We start from the raw sequence: 20,041 nt of genomic DNA, 5'->3' as shown, positions 1-20,041 counted from the left end.
TCAGTCTCTTTCCGGCAGCGCAATGCGCGGCAACAGGGAGGAGGGCGCGTCGCCCGATGCGGCGACGCCGTCGGGTGGGAAGGGGCCGCCTGCGACGCGTCGCGGTGTGCTATTGCCATGACCCACAAAAATGCGCGTCGGCAACACAAAATGCCGCAGCGCCAACACCTCCAACGGCCCTTTGCCGGTTTCGCTGCGCAACTGCACGCGCAGATCCGGCATGGCGCTCGGCGAGGGTTTCCAGGTCAGCAGATAACGCGCGCTGTCCTGTGGCGTGACCGTGGCGCGTTCCAGCAAACGGATCAGGCCGAAGCGGCCTTCGAATTCCAGCGACGAGCGCAAGCCCCCTTGCTGGGTCTGCCAATCGATGCGGGTGGTGTTGTCCAAGGCATCGCCCGGCCATTCGAACGGCATCCAGGCTTCGCGCTGGTTGAAGTAATGCAATTCGCGGCCGGACAGCACGATGGACAGATCAGTCACGTCAGGCGTGGGCACGGCGCGCAGTTCATAGCGCAAGCGTGAGTCGCCCGAGGGAAACAGCACATGGGCGATGTGTTGCAGGCGATTGAGCGCTTCCAGAAAAGCGGGGTCGACATGCAGGGTCTGGCGCCCTGTGCCTTGCACTTCCACCCAATGATCACCCTGGCGTTCGAGGATCCCGCCCAGTTGGGTTTGCACAAACTGGACCAGGAGGCCGTTGTTCGCCGCCAGGAAACGCGCGAGTTCCGGCAGCGACGCATCGTTGTCGCTATCGGCAAAGGGGTAACGTCCATCAAAGCTGGCGTGCCAGTCCGACACCAGGGTGCTGCGCCACGTCTCATTGAGGCTGGTCGCTGCGGGTTTCAGCACCGCATCCCAGGCCTGGTCCAGCGGACGCTGGAGCAGCGCATCACCCAAGCCACCCCAGGCTTGGCCTAGGCTGGCTGCCACCCGGCTGGCGTAGTCGCGGCTCTCGGCCAACTCGGACGTCCTGCCTTGCAGGATGGCTTGCGCGGTCACGCGCGACATCGCATCCGGATCGGGGCTCATCATGATCTGCTGCAGCTTCAGCCGCACCGCCGTCACACGCTCCAGATAACGCGACAGGCTGATGTCGGTCCCGGTAGTGCCGAGCGCCCCCCTCTGCGATGCGTCCGCATTGTCGCCACCCGCCAGTTGCAGTAGCGGCCCGAACGCGTTGGCCAGCGGCGAAGCACTGGTTGGCGCGGCGTGCTTGGAGGGATCGGCTTCGTCGCGGTGCACCAGCTGTTTCGCCTTGTTCACCAGCGCATCGGACAGCGACGCCGCCTCCGTACCCGCGCCAGCCTGATACACGATTACCTTGAACAGCGCCAACAACGGCGAGCGTTGCGGATCGGCCAGCAGGTTCATCTGATCGACGGTACCAGAGAGCGACTCCTCCGGCTGCCAGCGCACGCTGTTGAGAAACTGCTGCCAGGCGCGTGCGTAATCGTTGAAATAACGTGCGCGCAGCGCCGTGCGCAAGGCATCAGCTGACGGCGCCGTGGAAGAGGCCTTGGTATCACTCAGCACCCAATCGCCCGCCACCGTGCGGGTAGTGCCGGCCTCGTCAATCGCCTTGCCGATGCGTTCGTCCCAGGCACTGCGGGTAAACACACCGGCTACGGTTTCGGAGGTGGCGAACACGCCGCGGCTGCTGCTGTCCCCCAGCAGGGTCTGCAGGGACAGCGGAGGATACTTGTCGCGGTTCTCCGCCAGGATCTGCTGATACACCGTATCGGTCGAGTTTTGCAGGCCGATCACGCCGACCAGCGTCTGACGCGCCGCGTTCACCAGAGCCGGATCGACCGGCACGGCCAGCGATACACCGGTGGGCAGATGTGCTTGGGCCAGGTGATTCACCTGGAAGGTCACCAGGTGCTGCATCAGGTCGTTCCACGCCCCCACGCTCAGCGACGCATCCGGCGGACGTTGTGCGGCCGACGTGGCCAGCCACTGCTGCGTGAGGAAGGGCACCTCCACATGGCTGGGTTCGGCCAGCATCAAATACGCCTTCAGATCCGCATAAGCCCCTTTCACGGTGTCATCGCCGCGGCTCGCCAGCACTTGGTCGGACAGGGTGCCAAGCTGTTGCAACTGCTGCTCCAGCCCTGCGCGCAACGGCTGCACCAAAACGCGATGGCTTGCCGCGGCATACGGTGGCCACAACGCCTCCTGTAGCGCTTTGTCCCGATTCAAGCCAAAGCGCATGCGCCACGGCGCGCCGTGCTGCTGATACGACTCCAGCGTATTCAGCTCCTTTTGCACCCCATCCAGCGCCTGCAGCGACTGTGTACGCGTCTTGGCGGCCTGAACCGTCTGCAAGGCGGTTTGTGCGCGCACGATGGCGTTGCGATTGAGCGTGAATGAGGTCAGTGTGCCGAGCATGCACGCCATCACACCGGCAGTAACGGCCCAGGCCAATAGGCTCGACCACGAGAAACCCACGCGATGTTCGTGCACACGGCGGCTGTGGGCGGCGATGGCTTCCCAGGTGGCTTGATGGGATGGGGCGGCGTTGTCGAAACCCGCCACGTGATCCGGCTTCGGTTTGAAGGCCGGCGAAAAAAACACGCCCGCGATGAACGCCTGCCGGCGATAACCGCGGCCGATTTGTGCGAGACACTCCACCCACGCGGCACCCTGCAGGGCGATGTAGCTCGACAGTTGCGCGAGGTAACGTACCTGGCGCTGTTCGCTCATGCGTTGTACGGCGGTATCCGCCAGCAGGCGGGAAAGCTCGGCCAGCGCCGTGGTTTCCCGCTCCGCATCGACACGGCCTTGCCACGTACACGCGATCGCTTCGCCATGCTCGGGCATGGCGCCATCCACGTTCACGACATTCAACACATAGGTCGGAGCGGCCCAGTGCAAGGCGGTGGTTTGTGCCAACCATGGCTTGGAAAGCGCATCCGCCTTGCATGAAGCGGCCTTCTCGTCTTGGTTGGCCAACACCAGAACCATCGCATCGACCGGACGAAGGCGGCGCAGGCTGGCGATGGCGCGCAGTCGCGCCGCGTCTAACTTGTCGCCGGAGCCAGCGTGCAGCAATACCATGCCGGGGTGAACGGCATAACCTTCCTTACGCAGTGCAGGTGCCACCGCATCGACCACCGCGTCATCGCCGCACACCAGCAACCAGCGATCACGATAACGCCAGCGCCAGCCGTAGCGGTCACGAAGGGCGTCGCACAACAGCGCGAACGGGGTGTCGTGTTTGGCGCTGTTAGGAGTAGCGGCATCAGCGTGGCGGGTTTCCCATCGAAACAGCCGCCCAGCCAAATGATAAGCGACGCTGCCAAAGGCGAGTAAGTGGATCATCAACACTGCGGCGAGCGTACTCAATATCCCTATCGAGGCCGTTTGTTTCGCATGCGTCGTGGGCGTGTGAACAACATCGCCCCCCAGCCAAACTAACGCGAGAGCTGCCGTGGCAAGCGCCACGGCGATCAGCGCCGACCCCAGCATGCCAGGGGCGTTGGTCACCGGTGGTGTCGATTCGCTTGCAGCGAGGGCCTTGAGGTTATTCGTGGGAGTTGTCATGGGAAGCAGGCGGATTCACGTAAAGGATGGCGGCCTGTGCGGCCTGCGCAATATGAAAGATCAGCTGTGGTGCGGTCGCGCCGGATTCGACCGCCGCGGCGATGGACAGCCAGCCGCCCATCGCGCCGGAGCGACCCACCACGGGATCGAGGCGCTGTTGCGCGTCGGATGTTTTGACTGCGGTGAATGAAGCCGCTTCGAGCGCCGCAAGAAACGCCGAATCATGCGAGGCATCCAGTCCGCTGATCCATGTATGGGAAACGGATGTCGCATCGGCATGGCCCCAGAGTGCGGCGTTTGCAAGGACATCGCTTAATACATCAAGGGCGCCGTTGACCGGGCGATGCAACGTTCCGCAAGCAACCACCGACTCAGGTAGTGGCAACGCCTCAGGAGCCAGCAGCACTGCCACGGCCCCTTCTGTGCTGTCAGGAAGTGGTGTGTCGTACCACTCGGCAGCGATCATCAAAAGCGGACGATTCTCATCAAGATCGAGCCACGTATCGGCGAGCATCAGGCCATCATCGGCGGGAACGGCGTGACATTCCCACTCAGGCAAGCTAGCGCGTTGCAGGGCCTGACGTACTTGCTGCACGCGTTCGTCTGCCTTATCGAGTGAAGGCAGCACCCGCACGGCTGGCGCACGTGCCGAATCTTGTTGCGACAACGCGTGCAAGACTGACGCGAGTGGGGCGAGCGCGTGCTCTATGATTCGCACAACTGGAGGCACCTGATCACCCGGCGGTGCGTGCGCGGGAGTTGGCGGATGCGTGACGTCATCCAGGGCAGAATCGGACGCGGACTCTCGCCATGCGTCCACAGACGCATCGATGCGTGGATCGTCGTCGGCGAAACGACTATGCGTTAAAAGGCCTGAGCCGCTGCGTGGCGGCTGCGACGTGATCAAGGGTGTGGCTCCTGCCACGACGGTGGCGAGGCTGGGCTGCTTAACCGGCAAACAGTACCCCACGCCTAGCACTCGTAGCGGTCGCTGCGCATAACGTACGCGGTCATCAAGCCAGGTTTTCCGATGCTGATGGCGGTACCACGCTTGCCTATAGGCGGCCTCATACACCGAGCGGGTAACACCCAGCGCAAAACAAAACACCACATTCGGCACGCCAACAAGGCAGAACCAGAACAGCGGGGTTTGCGTTGGCGTATGGGCAGGCCACAGCAGCAACGTGAGAACGACACCTGTGGCACAACACAGTAGCCACCCCACCAACCACGGCATGAAGCGTGGCTTATGAGTGGGGTAGGCACTCGGCCGACCCGCGGCGGACAGATCAACCGGCATCGTCAGGAGGCGATATGCACGTTGGGGAGCGACGACATCACACGGCAGCCGCAGGCGCAACGATGCTGATGTATCGCGAATGGCTTGCCATCCCGGTCACGAAAGGACGGATTGCCTTCGTCAATCATCGTTTTTCCATGCAGGGCGCACACGGCCTCGTCGCCCTGACGGGCCAATGCCTTGCCCATAAAGATGGTGTATGGCGAGGCGATGGTGACTTCACCGCCGTGTTCCAGTGGATCGCCTTTGCGAATGGGGGATTTCATTGTCGGTTTCCGTGCATTCTATGAAGGGCTTATCGTCATTCGTCAGTTAAAAAATGGCGGCATATTTCGGCGGTGCATGTCGGAAGCGGATTGCGCGTTGTTGATTATTGGGACTACTTAATTGCATCAGGCGCAGGAAAGCTCCCGGAGTGAAGGTAAGTGCCGTGATTTCATTCATATGTTTCATGTCGAATCCATTGCAATCTCTGCGATTCGCTGCGCGTGGCAAATACGTTCGCTTCAGTTACCTACAGTCGGAGGGGCCGAATTTAAGTACTGAATTCGCGACCCGCGTCCCATTGGCAAAACTTCCAGCATCGTCGTTCTTACAGAATTCTGACTTTTCTCGGACGTATATATAGGCATTGGTTTGTTCGGTGTAGGTATCCTCCGTGCCATTTGATTGAAGGCGCAAAGTGATTACGATGCCAGCTGACCCATTGCCAGTCAGATCCACGACTTTTGGGGCAAGGATGACTTGGCATTGTCCGTAAGAATCTAACGTACGGTAAGTCGATGTTTTGCTATTGACGTCCACGATCGCACACCCTCCACCTTCATCCTGAATCTGAAGGAAGTAGTGGTGCTCTCCATTTTGATTCCAAGTAAGCGATTTATTTGCGTCTGACTTGATAGTTCCAAATTCCACAAGTAAAGAGCGGATGTTATTGGGAATTGTTTCCGGGGCGGAGAGTGGTGGTTTAAGGGTAACTGCCTGAGAGTATGAAGTTATGCTGTAGGTCATTGATATAAATAGAATGAATATTGCTGATTTTTTCATGGCCTGTTATTCCTCAATGTTTGAATAATTAATCGTGATGCTTTTGCTGCACTTGGGTGGCGTAAATGTGCACATTTGATCTACATTGGTCATATCTGTTAGGCGCTTCGCGACAAACAAGCTAAATGCTTGTCTTTCATAGAAGCCATTGCCGCCACCATTTACCAATATAGAAACACGGGCAATGGAAGCCTGGTTTACAGGTAAGTCTGCTACACGATTAATGTTTCTAACCCCATCATGATGCTTGTAAATCCAAAAGAACCCTCCGCTATCACAAGTCAAGTCGAGGGATTCGCAGATTGTCTGTGGATCGTAGCGTGGACACCAGGTTTGCTTACGCCCGGCAATAACTACTTTTCCTTGTGCATCTTTCTGCCTGGGATCGCCAAACCAATGAGCTGATGTCTTTGAGATCCTTGGGTCGGCGTAGATTTCAGAAGCGTTATTGGCCAAATGCATAAACGCACCATAGGCATCGTATAAATCTGCCCACGTTAACTGTAGGACTCCTCTGCCATAGAATGCCGCGTAATATTCCGTCGCAGGTTGCGTTGGGTTATATCTACCCTCGCCATATTCCTTAATGGTATTCCATCGATCAGTTTCAAGAAAAACCTGCCCTAAGAATTGGACTTGGCGGTTGCGGTTGTTTGCTATCCCGTATTTGCGCATAGCTATATTTAGAGCGGTTTTGTACTTGCCGACTCGTTCTGTTGCGATCTGCTTTGTTATTGTTGCGTTCACGCTGTTTGTTATGGCGCTATAGGTGTTTTGCGCTAACTTGTAATATGCGTATTTGGGGAACGTTGACGCTATTTCGTCAGTACTCAACCACCCACACTTCCTGAAGTGTCGAATGAACGCGAGCGGATGAAAGAACCAAAACTTCTCCCCCGGTTTGAAGCCCGTCTTATCCCAAAACTGAAACGACGACAGCAGCTTGATGAATGCGTCGTAGCCCGGCTCGTCGCCGTGGTAGAACTCCCCTTCGGCCATGAGCTTTTGATATCGCGCGTGGTTGCTGGAGCTGTCCCATTCGCTGGGCGCTTGGCATACGAATCCGTGTAGTTGTTGGCGGACCTTGTCGTTGAACTTGATATAGCGGGCAAGGATGTCTTCTTTCTTGTATTCCTGTTTCTGGGCGATTTCTTGCGCGGTCTGATGATCGGCGACATCTTTGACGAGCTTTTTCAGCGAGTCGATGTCGCACAGGCCGTCGCCGTTGAAGGGGCCGTTTCCTTCGCTGAGTTTTTGCCAGCCTTTGAAGCACGGGAAATCCGCGTCGGAAAGCTTCTGGATGCTGGGGTGATGGATGTCGATGTAGCCTCTTTTCCCTTGATCGAACATGACCGAAACCCAGGTGGCACAGGGGCTTTCGATGTGCATGGGACGGGAATCGCCCGCCATGCCGGATGCAAAACCCAGTCCCGTAGTGACCTGGCCGTCGGTCAGCGTCGCGGGACTGGACAGAATGCGGCCGAAGCGCAGCAGTTCGTAACCGTCACTGGGGCAGCCCGGATACAGCTTGGTGGCACGCTCGTAGAGTTGGTATTCGTAGTCCTCCTCCTTCACCGGCTTGTCGGTGAGCGGCATCCGGTGTCCGTCCCCCTTGTCGATCCACGATTGCGTGTAGCGATGGCCCTTGTCGAAATACGCTTCCACGTATAGCGTGTGGTCGTCGTCGAGCTGCCCCTGCTGCAGGGTGGGAAAGTAGTGCGAGTCAAATTGGCTTGGAGCCGTACTGCGGAGCGTTTGTCCGCCCGGTATCACGTAGTAGCTGTGCCCCCAATAGTCGGTGCTGGATGGGGTGCGTGGATGCGTATTGCCAAGCTGGGTGGTACCAAAGTACGCGTTGAAATCCTCCTGTGTCATGAAGATTTCGAAATGCAGATGTTTCTGGCCATGGCACTGCCCGATCCAGCCGAGGATGTCCTTGCGGTAAACCTTCTGCCCCCCGCCGGGCTGGGCGGCGGGAATCACCTTGCGATAGGGGTGACCCACCGGCCTACGCAGGAATGCCGGGATTAGTTGCGCGTCGGCGCCAATGGACTGGTAGCCGGCCAGTTCCAGCAAATGCATGTAGAGCGAGTAGAAAGTGAGAGTACGGCCGTCGCCGGTTTCGGTGGTGTGCTTGAGCAGGACAAAGCCGGCGTTACTGTCGGGCGTGCCTTCGCCCCGATCGTATACGTGCTGGCACACGCGGTAGGCAACGACTTCGCCATCGGCAATGGCGCGAACCTCCATGTCCATGTTCGGCGCAAGATGCACACCGCCGTGCCAGCGGCGATCGAAGGCGATCGGGTAGATGCCGTGCGCGAGCTCGAAGCCCTCCACCGCATCCATCACGGGGTCGATGGCATCCGCGTTGCGGAAGGTAGGGTCCGGTTGCGGCAGGAAAGGGGGGCTGATGATCATGGTTAGCGTGTCCAGGGATAGCTGCGGGCAGCGACGAGTTCGCTGTTGGGGAAGATGGGCGACGGCGTGCTGACGTTCGATGGCCCCTCGAAGACGAAAGAGTTCGCCTTGATCCGGAATTCCCCCGGGCAGGTGAAAACAAAACCGCCGTTCTCGATCGTGAACGACGCACCACCGCAGGCCATCACCGCCTTGGTTTTTCCGGTGACTTGCACGTCTTGCTTCGCACTTGCCACGCGCAACTGCTGATCGGCGAGAAGATCCAGCGCATCGCTTTGCGCTTGGATTTCAACTTTGCCCTTGGCGGCGAAAAGCTTGATACCAAGCTTTTGCGCGAACACGGAAACTAGCTCGCCCGCGGCGACGGTGAGGCGCTTCATGACGCCGACATCGAGGTGACCACCGGCGGTGGCGATGAGGTTCTGCGCGGCGTTGAGGTGCAGCGAGTCGCCGGTGGTGATGCCAATGCCATCGGGCGCGCTCAGCAGGGCGACGCGCGCCTGCAAATCCTTGAGCCGGTTCTCGATCAATGCTTTTTGTGCGGCGGTGTCGGCGGCGAGGGCGTGGGCTGTCTGTGCGGCCTCCGACAAGGACTGCAAATGCATCTGCGCCTGTTGCAGTGGCGCCATCGCCGCCTGCATATCCAATTGCTGGCCATTTGCCCTCGGCTGCGCATCGGCGCTCATGAACAAGCCTTTGGCCGCACGCACACTGGCGTGCCCGTCGGTACGCAATTCGGCCCCGCTACCGCGCTCCTTGTTCTGCCCATCCACCATGTGGCCCAGATTGAGCTCGCTAGTCTGGGTGGGCGTCGTCAGGTGGATGTGTTCGATACCCTCGCGATCCTCCATGCGCAGCTCGTTCTGGGCGGCGGTGCGAATCAGGTTGCGCGTGTTGTTCTGGTTGGTGACCAGGTCCGTGCGTTGGCTGTTGTGGACGGCACCAACGATGGTGGGGCGATCCGGATCGCCTTGGGTAAAGCCGAGGATGACTTCCGCACCATCGATCAGCGGAAAGTGATGGCCGTAGTCGCGGCCGCTGTAGGGCTTGGCCAGGCGCACCGGGCGGCTGGTGCCGCCGGGGCTCCAGTTGTCCAGATCGAAAGGCAGCTGAACGCGGTATTCGCCTGCCGGGGTGAGGTAGGCGTACTTGTAGTCACCGGGCGACATGATGCGGGCGGGCAGCAGGCCGCTGATGCTGGGCCAGGGCAGTGGTTGGCTGCGATAGGGACGATCAGCGGGGATGGCTTCAAAGGTATTGCTATAAGGCTGGTCGCGCGCGGCGATGTGGGTGACGGCGGTGATCACCAAGCCGTGTGGCGCATCGGGCAGGGTCTTGTCGCGCAGTTGCAACACGCTTCCCGGCGCGAGAGCGAGCGCATTGGCCGTGCCGTCGTAGAGGACCTGCTGGGTGAGGTGGGCCTGGTGGCGTAGTTGGGCGAGGCGTTGGGCATCGCTGGGGTCTTTTTGATGCTCGCCCCAGCGGTAGTCGGTGCCGGCGGTAGTGCTGTCGTCGCGGGCGAGGTTAGCGTCGGTGAGTAGCGAGACGCCTGCGGTGCGGTGGTTGTTGTCATGCAGACGCACCGATTGGGTGACTCGGCGGCGGCGTTGTGCGAGCGATTTAACCGCCTCGGCGCCCACGCTTTCCAGGCCAGCATCGGCACGGAGGGGCACGGTGAGGCCACTGCGGTCGTAAGCGTCAATATCGTCACCGAAGACGATGACTTCGCGGTCATCGGTCTGGGTAAAGCGAAACCAGATCCCTTCATCCGCGGCGATGCGTTGGAGAAACGCGAGTGTGGTTTCTTCGTACTGGGTGGTGTATTCCCGCGTCGGATAACTGGCACGCAGCTTGAACTGGAAGTCATTGGCGGTGAGACCGGCATGGCGCAGCACGGCTTCCAGGATCTCCGGCGCGGTTTGTTGCTGAAACAGTCGGCTGGTGACTTCACGCGACAGATCGGCCACGCGTGGCTCGAGCACCAGGCGGTAGTGCGTTTGATCAGGCGATGTGGACAGCTGATCGAACTGGGTGATCAAGCCGCGGAAGACACGCGCGGGGGGCGGGGTGGCGAGTGTATCGGCCAGATTGCCGACCAGCACACGCAGGGACGCGGCGGTGGTATCGATGGGCTGAATGGTGAGGCTCGCCATTTTGCCCAGCACGGAAGTGATCGTCAGGTCCGCGATAGGACTGGTGACTTTGATCTTGAAGCGATAGGGCTTGCTGAAAGCTTCCTTGCCCTTGAAGCTGAGCACGGAAAACGGAGCGGAGCTGCCTGCGATGTGCAAATGGTAGGCTTGGCTGAGCTGATGTGTCGATGTCATCGAAAGCTTCTTGGCGTAATTTTTGGCAAATGCGCCACCGGTTTGGTCCGTCGATTTATCGTCGAGACGATGCAGTGCGCTCGTACTTAGATCAGTCTTCGTGGGGGTGGATACATTCGAAGTGGTTGGTATTTGGTTGCGTTTTGCCGAGGCGATGCCTCGTTGCATGGTTGGTCCGTTGAATACGGTTTTTAGGTTTTGTGCATAATTTGGATCGGTGGCATAGCCACCTTTTTGCAACGCATCTGCTTCCTTTTCGAAAAATCCAAGAGTTCCTTGATCGAATAAGCCTGCATTGGCGTAGCGTGGGTTTTCTTGTAAAAACTTCACTCGATCCCGCAAGGCGTCTTCTATCGATTCATAAGAACGAAAGGGTTCGTCCTTCCAAACTTTCTTGCCATTTTCGATTTCCCAGACATTGAAAGTCTTGGTTGCGCCTTGCCAGCTGCTGTTGGCTTTTATGTTGAAAATGTTGTTCGTGCCGGGAAGTACTTTTTGGCCCCAACCCGTCTCCTGAGCGGCTTGAGCAAGAATCAGCTCCCAAGACATGCCAAATTCCTGGGAGACTATTTGCGCGGATGGATAGAGATCGGTGATAAATTGATCATTGCTGCTCATCAGTTCTTCCCTTGATCAGCTTGAGCAACCTTCGTGTCTATATCTATCTCAAATGTCTTGCGGTCGTTCGGGTCGGCCAGACGAAAGTAGTGTCCGGAGATGATCAATTTCTCTTTCTCGGCTTGAAAGTTTACATTGCCCTTATCTACCCATGACGAATACGCATCTTTGACGCCAGGCACATCGACGTAAGTCGATCCGATGACTGCGCCATTCGCGGCATTTAGTTTGACTATTTGAAGTAGTGTCTGAGAGAGCGTCTGTTGCTGTTGCGTGTCGGCTTGCATCAGCACGTACAATGCATCGTTGAGCCGTTCACAGTGCGTCAAACGTGCTTGATAAGCATCGTTCGGCAAGGCGATCGGCGCTGTCCAGCGGACCCGATGATCGAGGTCCTCCACATAGGCGAATGGCTTTTGGTTCATTCCGTCTTCGTCAAGTACAGCTCCTGCATGGCAGGTTGCTCCATTGCCGATAGGCTCGGACGCATAGGAGGAAAATCCTTGCGGTATCGACACCTGTGCGTAACACGCTGTTAGGCAGAGGAAGGTGAAGAGAAAGACAAGTGATTTATCTATTCTCGTCTGGTTATCCGGTTGTTTTCGCATGGGTACGGATTCGTTTGTTAAGCGTGCTTGACCATGTGACGCCTCTGCCGCACCCAAGCCATGATGGTGCGACAGAGACGATCGTTGCTCTTGTGGCTTGCCAGGTAGTTCAGCTCTTGGCCTTGGGCATCTGCGACACCAGCGAAAGGCCGATATCCATGCCTTCCACCTGGAAGTGCGGCACGATGAAGAGCTTGATGCGGAAGAAACCGGGGTTGTCCTCGATGTCTTCCACGGTGACCTTGGCTTCGCGCAGCGGGTGAGATGCCTGCAGGTCGTCACCCGGATCGGTCATCTCGGTGACAAGATTCTTGATCCAGTTGTTGAGTTCCAGCTCGAGCAGTCGGCGGTCCTTGGTGGTGCCGATGTTTTCGCGCTGGATCAGCTTGAGGTAATGTGCGATGCGCGAGAGCAGGAAGATGTACGGCAGGCGCGCGTTGATGCGGCTATTGGCGGTGGCTTCCTGGGTGTCGTACAGCGCCGGTTTCTGCGTGGAGTTGGCAGAGAAGAAACAGGCGAAGTCGTGATTCTTGTAGAACGACAGCGGGATGAAGCCCAGGTTGGCGAATTCGAATTCGCGCGTTTCGGGGATTAGTACTTCGGTGGGGATCTTCGGCTGGTAGCCGGTGCCGAGGTCGTAGAGGTGCACGGGGAGATCTTCCACCTTGCCACCCGCCTGCGGGCCGCGGATCTGCACGCACCAGCCGTTCTTGATAAAGCTCTGCACCATGTTGGCGGCGAAGGCGAAAGCGGCGTTCACCCACAGATAGCGGTTGTGATCCGGACCCTTGACCGCTTCTTGATAGTTGAAGCCGCGCACGGGCCGGGTGTCAGGACCATAGGGCAGGCGGCCCAGTACACGCGGCATGGTCAGGCCGACGTAGCGCGCGTCGTCGGTGTCGCGGAAAGTCTTCCACTTGATGTATTCGGCGCGATCGAAGTAGTTGCCAATGTCCTGGATGGCGGCGACTTCTTCCATGGTCTCCTTGCCGAAAAAGTGCGGGCCGACGGCGCCGATGAACGGCACGTGGGCGGAAGCGGCGACCTTGGAGATGTTGCGCAGCAGGGCGACGTCCTGCGGCGAGTTGTCGAATTCGTAGTTGGAGATGATCGAGCCAATGGGTTCGCCACCGGGGGTGTCGTACTCCTGGATGTAGGCGTGGCGATAGAGGCCGCTCTGGATCACTTCCGGTGTGTCCTCGAAATCCTGTTGCAGGGCTTCCTTGGAGACGTCGAGCACTTCGATTTTCACATTCTTGCGGAAATCGGTGCGGTCGACCAGGAACTTCAAGCCGCGCCACGCGGCTTCGATCTGCTGGAACTCACGGGAGTGCATGACGGCATCGAGCTGTGCGCTGATTTGTGCGTCGATGCGCCCGATGTGGAAGTCGAGCAGGGATTTGTCCAGGCGATCGATCTGGCGGCTGGCATCACCGACCATTTTGAGGAATACGCTGACCGCGAGGGCCATGCGTTCATCGGCGGGCGATTCGGAGAGCAGGTCGTTGTCTTGAAATGCTTCGAGCGGGCGTGCTTCCTGCACCGGGCTCAGGTTGATCTTGTCGCAGAGCGACTCGTAAACGCTGCGGCCATCGATGACCACGCTGGTGGTGTTCGCTTGGGTTTCCTTGCTTGCCATGATGAGTCCTTGTGAGTTGCAAACGGGGGGAATGAGGTTTCACGCGAAGTTGACTGGCGTGCAGCGGTTTTCCGGTAACTCGAACAGTCGCCCTCTGGTACATCCTCATCCGATGCTTCGCGCCTTCTTTTGGCTGGGGTGAAAGGGTCAGGCGTTTCCGGATGGCTGCGCGGTGCCAATTTTTTCAAGGTCGTCGCGCAGGCTCTTGGATAGCGACTTGTCCTTGAGGATTCGCTCCAGTTCGCGGCGGAAGGTGGTGTTGTCGAGCAGGTTGGATTTGAGGTCGCGCAGCAAATTGCGCATGGCGAGAAGCGCCTTCAGCTCGGGAATCTGGCGCGCAACGGCGTCAGGCTCGAAGTCCTTCATGGTTTTGAAGTTGAGCCTTACCACGAGATCGCTCCCGTCATCGACCAGTGCGTTGGGTACCGCGATGGTTGCTTCGGGATTGAGCTCGGTCAGTACGGCGTCGAAATTGGCCTTGTTGATGTCGATCTTTTTTCGTTCTGCCAGGGCAGCCTGCTCTTTACCGGCGCTGTAATCGCCCATGGCCAGTAACTTGAGCGGTAACTCGACTCTTTTCTTGGCGCCGCCTGTGTGCAGATCAAGGCTGATGTTGACGCGGGCCTTAGGAATCTCGTGCTGATAGCTCTCGGTCATTTTTTTTCCCGGAAGTGATAACGCTGTGTCACGGCGGACACGGTGGATGGTGTGGCACGCGATCCCGAACGACGGAATTCAAGCTGCTATCCGCTTCGGTGATCGCCTTGGTTCCATGAACACCACGCCCTGTCTGGACGAGGTGGAGGTGGGTGCCATCGCCAGTGCACAAGGATGCAGCGTACGCAGGACGGAAACAGCTACACGTATGCCGACTTGTTGGGCAGGAATAGTTTGATTTGTGGTGTAGGACTTTTCCGTAGTCGGCTATAGGGGGGACGGAAATGCATCATCCATTCCCGGTAAATTTCGAGGTTTTGTTTCACCATACGCTTTGCAAAGTCGCGCTTGCACTGTCTTGTTGACTACGGCCTCATTCGCTTCGTTACGAATCAGACGGAGTTCTTTCCATGCGGGCACAGAAGCCGTTGTGGCACGAGGGGTTGATCCTCACGCCGCAGCATTTTCAACAGCAGGAACAGTGGCTGCGATTTACGCATCGGCAGTTGGCCGAGTTGGCTCTGGCCGAGCCGTGGGGCTTGCTGGGCGTCGATGTGGACGAAGAGGCTTTGCACGCAAACCGCTTCAAGCTGAATCGCCTCGTCCTGCGATTACCGGACGGCACCCCCATCGATACGTCCGTGGTGGATGCCCTGCCGCCTGCTCGCGATCTTTCGCGCGATATTCGACCGGATGTGCACATTGTGCTGGTATTTGTCGCACTTCCGCTGTTGCTGGCCGAGGGAGACAATTGCCGGTTCGACGATGCACCGTTGCCTCGTCCGCGCCGTTATGTCCGGGAATTTGCGGAAATCATCGATCAGAACGGCCGTGGTGTCGAAGAGCTATCGGTGGAGCGACACGCCCTGCGCCTGGCGTTTGAATTCGAATCGATGAATGACAGTGTGGTTTGTCCTGTTGCACGCCTGAAGCGTGGCGTGCATGGTCGGTTCCAACTGGACGACACGTATGTGCCGCCTTGCCTGTTCTTGTCGGCTCATGCAAAGCACTTGGATCGCGTGCAGCGACTCGCGGACATTCTATTGGCCAAGGCGACCTCGCTGGCGGCGCGACGAGGTCAGCGCATCGAGCAGGTTGCCGAGTTTGGCGTGGCCGATGTGTCCTTGTTCTGGCTATTGCACTGCGTACATACGCATTGGCCAAGGCTGGCGTTTCTGGCATCACACCCGCAGCAGTCGCCGGAACGCTTGTACGCGGTGCTATCTGAATTGGCCGGCGCGTTGATGACGTTCTCGACCGGTACGGCGTTGTCGGCGATTCCGCTCTACGAGCACACCAGGCAGGATGAAATTTTTAATCGGCTTGATTCGCTCATTCGCGATCTTCTGGATACGGTTATTCCTTCACGCGTCATTCCCATCGGCCTGGCCAAGCGGAGCGCGACCTCGTGGATGGGTCAGTTCAACGATGAGCGCTTGCTGAAGGATGTTGATTACTACCTGTCGGTCAATGCTTCATTACCCGCGCTCCAGTTGCTGGAGTTGATCCCACGTCTGTGCAAGATCGGCGCGCCCGACGATGTCGAGCATATTGTTAACTCCGCATTGACGGGCGTTCCGTTGAAGGCTGTTCAACGCGTACCGGCGGCTATTCCGGTGCGTTTGGAAAACCAGTATTTCGCGCTGGATACGGCAGATCCTGCTCACGCCCGAATGCTGGCCGCACGCGCTTGCCAGATTTATCTCCCGGCCTCGGTGCCGGAGGCCTCCCTTGAATTATTTGCGGTGCTTTCCTCATGATCGGCTCGATTCCCCACAAGAGAAAGCGCGTGGCCGCTTTCGGTATGCGTGAGTGCCTGCGTGAGACGGCGCTGCAAGTGTCGCTCCTGGCGCAGGGTGGCAATGTCGCTCCGGTAGAAGAGCTGCGTGACCGCTGCGTGGGTTTGGTCACGGAGTTCGAGCGGGCGCTGGACGCACTACAGGTTTCGGTCGAGGCGCGGGATGAAGTGGTGTATGCGCAGTGCGCTTTGCTGGATGAGGTAGCTCTCTCGAACCTTTCGATAGAAGGTCGCGGCAAATGGGAGGCACATCCACTGCAGGTAGAGCGCTTCGGCAATTATGACGCCGGTGAGCGTGTGTTCGAACAACTGAATGCGCGTATGCGGCAGACGCCTCCGGACGTCGAGTTGCTGCAATGCTATGCCGCCATCCTTGGATTGGGCTTTAAGGGGCGCTACGCACGCGAAGGCGAGGCAGAGCGCAATGCGTTGATTATGACTTTGCAGGCGTTGCTGGCCAAATTGCAGCCCGCGAGTGATCAGTCATTCATCATCGAGAAGACGCGCGGGCGAACTTTGCCCAGGTTTTCGTCGTGGGCGGCTGCCGTCATGGCATCCATCATGGCGGCGTTTGTGTACGTCGTTTGCGATCGGGCTCTTGATGCTCAGCTGGCACATCTGCTGAACCAGTCACCATGAGTCCTTATCGCGTATTGGGCTATCCGTACCGTGCGCAGGTTGCGTTTTGCACGCTGCTGGTGATGGGTCTTGCGTTGTGCGTATTGCCAGTTGATAAGACGATGGCGTGGATCATCGCGGGTCTGGCAGCCTCGGTTGGCCTGTTATTGATGGTTTGGCGAAGTCTCCGCTTGCGTCGCGCGAGTATCCAGCATGCCGCGATATTGTCTGCGCTGGCCGAGGCGACATCCTACCTTCCTCTGCGGCTGCGTACCCGTATGCCATTGGTTCTGGTGATCGGTGATCATCTCGACCGGATTTTTGATCGCAGCGGCTCGGAGGGTGCGCTTATTCATGTGGGTGATGGTGCGATCTGGTTACGTGTCGATCGGTTGAGTGACCTGCCGCATCTCGCCGTGGCAGTGCATCAGTGGCGCGACGGCCGTGCACCGGACGGTATCGTATTGATGCTGTCACCATCTGCCCACGCAGACGTCGAGGTCCTGGCTCAGGCATTACGGCTGGCAAGGCAGGCTGCGAGCGATACGTCACGCCTGCTGGGTAGACGCTTACCGGGCTATCTTTCCGTCTATCAGCGCGTCACCGACGAGAAAATGCATTCGCCATCATGGTTTGGCATTTCCTCGGCATGGCCGATGCGTGATGCGAGTCGCTTCGATGTGGTGTCGCAGTTCTTCGATGCAGACATGGGGCGCTCCAATGGAGATCGCCTGAAAGCGTGGCGCGCCGCGGCGTTGTCGGGTGTGATCGACTGGACGCGCGAGGTCGCGCTGCCGTTGCTGCAGGAGCGCAGACAGCCTGCAGCGCCTTGGCCGTTGTACGGCGTCGCATGGATCGATGCTGGGGCGACGGTACACGGCGACACCTCCTCTGTGTGGAGGTCGTTCTTGCAGGTGCGCACTCGTGTTGGAGCGCCACGTTGCGACGCGACAGCAGCTCCATGGCCTCTTCCGCAGCCTTTGATTGAAGCGATGCCGCAGCAGGCTTGGATATCGCCACGCCTGCGCGCCTTGGCACACGCGCTGTGCCTACTGGCATATGCGATCGCTATCGCGTTTTGGTGCGCTGCTTACAACAACAAAACCTTGCTCGTGCAAACAACTGATCACCTGAGTCACTTTGCCTCGATTCCGGCGGTGCATGACGAGGCACGCCGCGATGCGCTAAGCCTATTGGTGAGCGAGCGCGATCGGCTTGATCGATACCAGCGTCAGGGTGTGCCGATGAGGCTGGATCTTGGGTTGTATCACGGCGCCGCGGTCATTCCTGCGCTCAACGACGCTATTGCCTCCTATCAGTCGCCGCCTCCGCTGCCCACGATATTCACGCTGGACAGCATGTCGTTGTTCGACACCGGGCAGGCCACCCTGAAACCGGGTTCAACGCGAATGCTCGTCAACGCGCTGGAGGCGATCAAGGCGCATCCGAAAGAACGTATTTTGGTGGCGGGCTATACCGATAACGTGGGTGGCGCGGCAACAAATCTGCAGTTGTCCGTGGCGCGGGCTATGGCGGTACGCAATTGGCTGATGGACGTTTCAGACGTGCCGGCGTCGCGCTTTGCCATCCAAGGTTACGGTGATACGCGGCCCATTGCGGACAACGATTCCGCCGATGGTCGCGCGCGTAATCGGCGCGTGGAGATCACGCTGATACCCGATATGCCCAGCGGTTGAGAGCAGTGCAAATTTGAACCCGACTTCAATGAGTTCGGGGCGCCCCCGGAAATATCTTGCCCGGGATTTTTGAAATACCAACCTGAAGGAGAATCGAGCATGGCAATTCCTGCCTATATGTGGATCAAGGACGACGGCGGCGCGGACATCAAGGGGTCGGTGACCGTGCAAGGCCGCGAAGGAAGCGTCGAGGTCGTGGCGCTGGATCACGGTGTGAGCATTCCGACGGATTCAAACACCGGCAAGCTGACCGGTACGCGCGTGCACAAGGCGATCGCTTTTACCAAGGAAACCGATGCCTCCACGCCATACTTGTACAAGGCGGTGACCAGTGGTCAGACGCTGAAGTCAGTGGAGATCAAGTGGTACAAGATCGATGACGCCGGCAAGGAAGTGGAGTACTTCAACACCAAGATCGACAACGTGAAGGTGGTGGCCGTTCGCCCGCAGATGCTCGATATCAAGAACCCTGCCTACGACAAGCACAACCACATGGAAGAGGTGGAACTACGCTACGAGAAGATCACCTGGGCGTATAAGGACGGCAACATCATCCACGCCGATAGTTGGAACGATCGCTGAGCGCGCATCGTTCCCAAGGCCGGCGCAGGCAGGTTATCTGCGCTGGCCACCTTCCGATTTTGCCACGTGGCTTTCGTCGCGGTGGTCGGACGGGCGCCGGAAACGCGGATTTTCCCGCGACGCGTGAAGAGTTGGCACTGATGCAGGTTGATGCCAAACAGTTGTATTCCGACGTGGCGTATTAGCCGGAGCAGGCTTCGGGGAAGGGCAAGACCTCTACAGAAAACACTGCCGGATTGCAGAAAAATTGGAAACCTCATCAACAGTGTTTCTTGGCGGAATTTGAGGCCGCCCCTGTCATACATCCCTTTTTTATCCTCAATTACAAAATGGAGTCAACAAATGACTTGGAAATACAGTCAGAGTACGGGTCGCTTGACGCGCGACGGAGGGGAGCTTGTCGGGCAAGGTTACTCAGGCAACGGCATCGGGAAGAACGATCCGCATATGCAGGACGCGAGGAACGTCGCGCCAATTCCTGTTGGCTACTGGTCGATTGAGGCGCCCTTCCACCATCCTCACGCAGGCAACTACACAATGCGGCTCCATCCGTCTCCGATGACGGACACCTACGGCCGTACCGGATTCATGATGAACGGTGATAGCGCTGCGCATCCAGGCCGTGCGTCCGACGGTTGCATCATCATGCCTCTCCCGGCGCGTGAGCGAGTCTGGAAAAGTGGCGATCATCGGCTTCAGGTGGTGCCATGAAACGACTGCTCCCCGCGCTGCTTCTCGTGACTCCGCTGCTCTGCTTTGCCAGAGCTCCCGCGTGTTCAAGCTGGCCGACCAACATGGCAATCGTGAGCTTGAAAAATGCAGGCATTACCGATCCGACGGAACTGGACGAATCGAAAACAAAGGCGGTGCCGCTCGCCTCGGAGAAGATGGGTAGAGACCTGTACCGCCAGATCTATGAGATTACCTTTTACGAGAAATCGGGCGCCACGGTTCAAGTCATCACGAACAGCGAAGCGTCCTCTAGCGAGTGCTCGATGAGCGGCGTTGATGTCTATGTCGTCGCGCGGAAAATCGGCGATTCGCCGTAGCCAGGGGGTTGCGGATGCATGCTTGCTCCTGATTGTCCATTGGTAGGCGATGTCGAACGGCTTGTGATCCGTCCACAAATCCACTGTTTGGCGTCACCCCATGGCAGTGCTAACTCTTCGTACATGTCGGAAAAAATCGT

16 protein-coding genes and 1 pseudogene are annotated in these 20,041 nt (G+C 58.4%); 6 read left to right on the top strand and 11 right to left on the bottom strand.

Features of this window, described 5'->3' with window-relative positions; translation table 11 throughout:
• From ISP19_RS10915 to tssB, 11 genes and pseudogenes are all read right to left on the bottom strand, one after another.
• Complete coding sequence (locus ISP19_RS10915; protein WP_204681882.1) at nt 1-3,543, bottom strand: ImcF-related family protein; 3,543 nt, start codon at nt 3,541-3,543, stop codon at nt 1-3.
• Nucleotides 3,524-4,057 (bottom strand): hypothetical protein, encoded by a 534-nt coding sequence (locus ISP19_RS10910; RefSeq protein ID WP_204681880.1) that lies wholly within the window; start codon nt 4,055-4,057, stop codon nt 3,524-3,526. Before ISP19_RS10910 ends, ISP19_RS10915 begins: the two co-directional genes overlap by 20 nt.
• 788 nt (nt 4,058-4,845) lie before the next feature.
• Entirely contained in the window at nt 4,846-5,109 is a 264-nt protein-coding gene (locus tag ISP19_RS10905; protein WP_204681878.1) for a PAAR domain-containing protein, read from the bottom strand.
• 46 nt (nt 5,110-5,155) lie between these two features.
• Nucleotides 5,156-5,296 (bottom strand): hypothetical protein, encoded by a 141-nt coding sequence (locus ISP19_RS10900; RefSeq protein ID WP_204681876.1) that lies wholly within the window; start codon nt 5,294-5,296, stop codon nt 5,156-5,158.
• A 57-nt stretch (nt 5,297-5,353) separates the two neighbouring features.
• A complete protein-coding gene (locus ISP19_RS10895; RefSeq protein WP_204681874.1) occupies nt 5,354-5,890 on the bottom strand; it encodes a hypothetical protein in 537 nt (178 codons plus the stop codon).
• A gap of 6 nt (nt 5,891-5,896) precedes the next feature.
• The gene (locus ISP19_RS10890; RefSeq protein WP_204681872.1) at nt 5,897-8,308 is read right to left on the bottom strand and encodes a M23 family metallopeptidase; all 2,412 of its coding nucleotides are present in this window, start codon (nt 8,306-8,308) and stop codon (nt 5,897-5,899) included.
• A 2-nt stretch (nt 8,309-8,310) separates the two neighbouring features.
• Nucleotides 8,311-10,635 (bottom strand): type VI secretion system Vgr family protein, encoded by a 2,325-nt coding sequence (locus ISP19_RS10885; protein WP_239556721.1) that lies wholly within the window; start codon nt 10,633-10,635, stop codon nt 8,311-8,313.
• A 192-nt stretch (nt 10,636-10,827) separates the two neighbouring features.
• Nucleotides 10,828-11,253 (bottom strand): annotated as a pseudogene (locus ISP19_RS21650) (glucosaminidase domain-containing protein); the annotation flags it as partial.
• The gene (locus ISP19_RS10880) at nt 11,253-11,861 is read right to left on the bottom strand and encodes a hypothetical protein (protein ID WP_204681861.1); all 609 of its coding nucleotides are present in this window, start codon (nt 11,859-11,861) and stop codon (nt 11,253-11,255) included. The gene ISP19_RS10880 and the pseudogene ISP19_RS21650, both read right to left, overlap by 1 nt.
• A 109-nt stretch (nt 11,862-11,970) precedes the next feature.
• A complete protein-coding gene (gene tssC / locus ISP19_RS10875; protein ID WP_204681859.1) occupies nt 11,971-13,500 on the bottom strand; it encodes a type VI secretion system contractile sheath large subunit in 1,530 nt (509 codons plus the stop codon).
• Nucleotides 13,501-13,647: 147 nt separating this feature from the next.
• Nucleotides 13,648-14,157: a type VI secretion system contractile sheath small subunit gene (tssB, locus tag ISP19_RS10870; RefSeq protein ID WP_204681851.1), complete on the bottom strand. Its 510-nt coding sequence runs from the start codon at nt 14,155-14,157 to the stop codon at nt 13,648-13,650.
• 410 nt (nt 14,158-14,567) lie between these two features.
• Here tssB and tssK point away from each other — a divergent pair, with 410 nt between their 5' ends.
• The 6 genes from tssK to ISP19_RS10840 all read left to right on the top strand — a co-directional run bounded on the left by tssK (nt 14,568) and on the right by ISP19_RS10840 (nt 19,901).
• Complete coding sequence (gene tssK, locus ISP19_RS10865; protein ID WP_204681841.1) at nt 14,568-15,917, top strand: type VI secretion system baseplate subunit TssK; 1,350 nt, start codon at nt 14,568-14,570, stop codon at nt 15,915-15,917.
• A complete protein-coding gene (locus tag ISP19_RS10860; protein WP_204681833.1) occupies nt 15,914-16,594 on the top strand; it encodes a DotU family type IV/VI secretion system protein in 681 nt (226 codons plus the stop codon). Before tssK ends, ISP19_RS10860 begins: the two co-directional genes overlap by 4 nt.
• Entirely contained in the window at nt 16,591-18,270 is a 1,680-nt protein-coding gene (locus ISP19_RS10855; protein WP_204681830.1) for an OmpA family protein, read from the top strand. Before ISP19_RS10860 ends, ISP19_RS10855 begins: the two co-directional genes overlap by 4 nt.
• A gap of 99 nt (nt 18,271-18,369) precedes the next feature.
• On the top strand, nt 18,370-18,852 hold the full coding sequence (locus ISP19_RS10850) for an Hcp family type VI secretion system effector (RefSeq protein ID WP_204681828.1): 483 nt from the start codon (nt 18,370-18,372) through the stop codon (nt 18,850-18,852).
• A gap of 150 nt (nt 18,853-19,002) precedes the next feature.
• The gene (locus tag ISP19_RS21645) at nt 19,003-19,563 is read left to right on the top strand and encodes a tlde1 domain-containing protein (protein WP_425489216.1); all 561 of its coding nucleotides are present in this window, start codon (nt 19,003-19,005) and stop codon (nt 19,561-19,563) included.
• Entirely contained in the window at nt 19,560-19,901 is a 342-nt protein-coding gene (locus tag ISP19_RS10840) for a hypothetical protein (protein ID WP_204681824.1), read from the top strand. Before ISP19_RS21645 ends, ISP19_RS10840 begins: the two co-directional genes overlap by 4 nt.
• Nucleotides 19,902-20,041: the final 140 nt, after the last annotated feature.

This window comes from Dyella flava (assembly GCF_016904955.1).
Lineage (GTDB): Bacteria > Pseudomonadota > Gammaproteobacteria > Xanthomonadales > Rhodanobacteraceae > Dyella_B > Dyella_B flava.
Note: the sequence above shows the minus strand (reverse complement) of the source record. Positions and strands in the feature narration are given on the sequence as shown.

Coding starts and splice junctions, on each gene's coding strand:
- ISP19_RS10915 (WP_204681882.1), bottom strand. CDS start 3,543: ATGACAACTCCCACGAATAACCTCAAGGCCCTCGCTGCAAGCGAATCG.
- ISP19_RS10910 (WP_204681880.1), bottom strand. CDS start 4,057: ATGCTCGCCGATACGTGGCTCGATCTTGATGAGAATCGTCCGCTTTTG.
- ISP19_RS10905 (WP_204681878.1), bottom strand. CDS start 5,109: ATGAAATCCCCCATTCGCAAAGGCGATCCACTGGAACACGGCGGTGAA.
- ISP19_RS10900 (WP_204681876.1), bottom strand. CDS start 5,296: ATGAAACATATGAATGAAATCACGGCACTTACCTTCACTCCGGGAGCT.
- ISP19_RS10895 (WP_204681874.1), bottom strand. CDS start 5,890: ATGAAAAAATCAGCAATATTCATTCTATTTATATCAATGACCTACAGC.
- ISP19_RS10890 (WP_204681872.1), bottom strand. CDS start 8,308: ATGATCATCAGCCCCCCTTTCCTGCCGCAACCGGACCCTACCTTCCGC.
- ISP19_RS10885 (WP_239556721.1), bottom strand. CDS start 10,635: ATGACATCGACACATCAGCTCAGCCAAGCCTACCATTTGCACATCGCA.
- ISP19_RS10880 (WP_204681861.1), bottom strand. CDS start 11,861: ATGCGAAAACAACCGGATAACCAGACGAGAATAGATAAATCACTTGTC.
- tssC (WP_204681859.1), bottom strand. CDS start 13,500: ATGGCAAGCAAGGAAACCCAAGCGAACACCACCAGCGTGGTCATCGAT.
- tssB (WP_204681851.1), bottom strand. CDS start 14,157: ATGACCGAGAGCTATCAGCACGAGATTCCTAAGGCCCGCGTCAACATC.
- tssK (WP_204681841.1), top strand. CDS start 14,568: ATGCGGGCACAGAAGCCGTTGTGGCACGAGGGGTTGATCCTCACGCCG.
- ISP19_RS10860 (WP_204681833.1), top strand. CDS start 15,914: ATGATCGGCTCGATTCCCCACAAGAGAAAGCGCGTGGCCGCTTTCGGT.
- ISP19_RS10855 (WP_204681830.1), top strand. CDS start 16,591: ATGAGTCCTTATCGCGTATTGGGCTATCCGTACCGTGCGCAGGTTGCG.
- ISP19_RS10850 (WP_204681828.1), top strand. CDS start 18,370: ATGGCAATTCCTGCCTATATGTGGATCAAGGACGACGGCGGCGCGGAC.
- ISP19_RS21645 (WP_425489216.1), top strand. CDS start 19,003: ATGCCAAACAGTTGTATTCCGACGTGGCGTATTAGCCGGAGCAGGCTT.
- ISP19_RS10840 (WP_204681824.1), top strand. CDS start 19,560: ATGAAACGACTGCTCCCCGCGCTGCTTCTCGTGACTCCGCTGCTCTGC.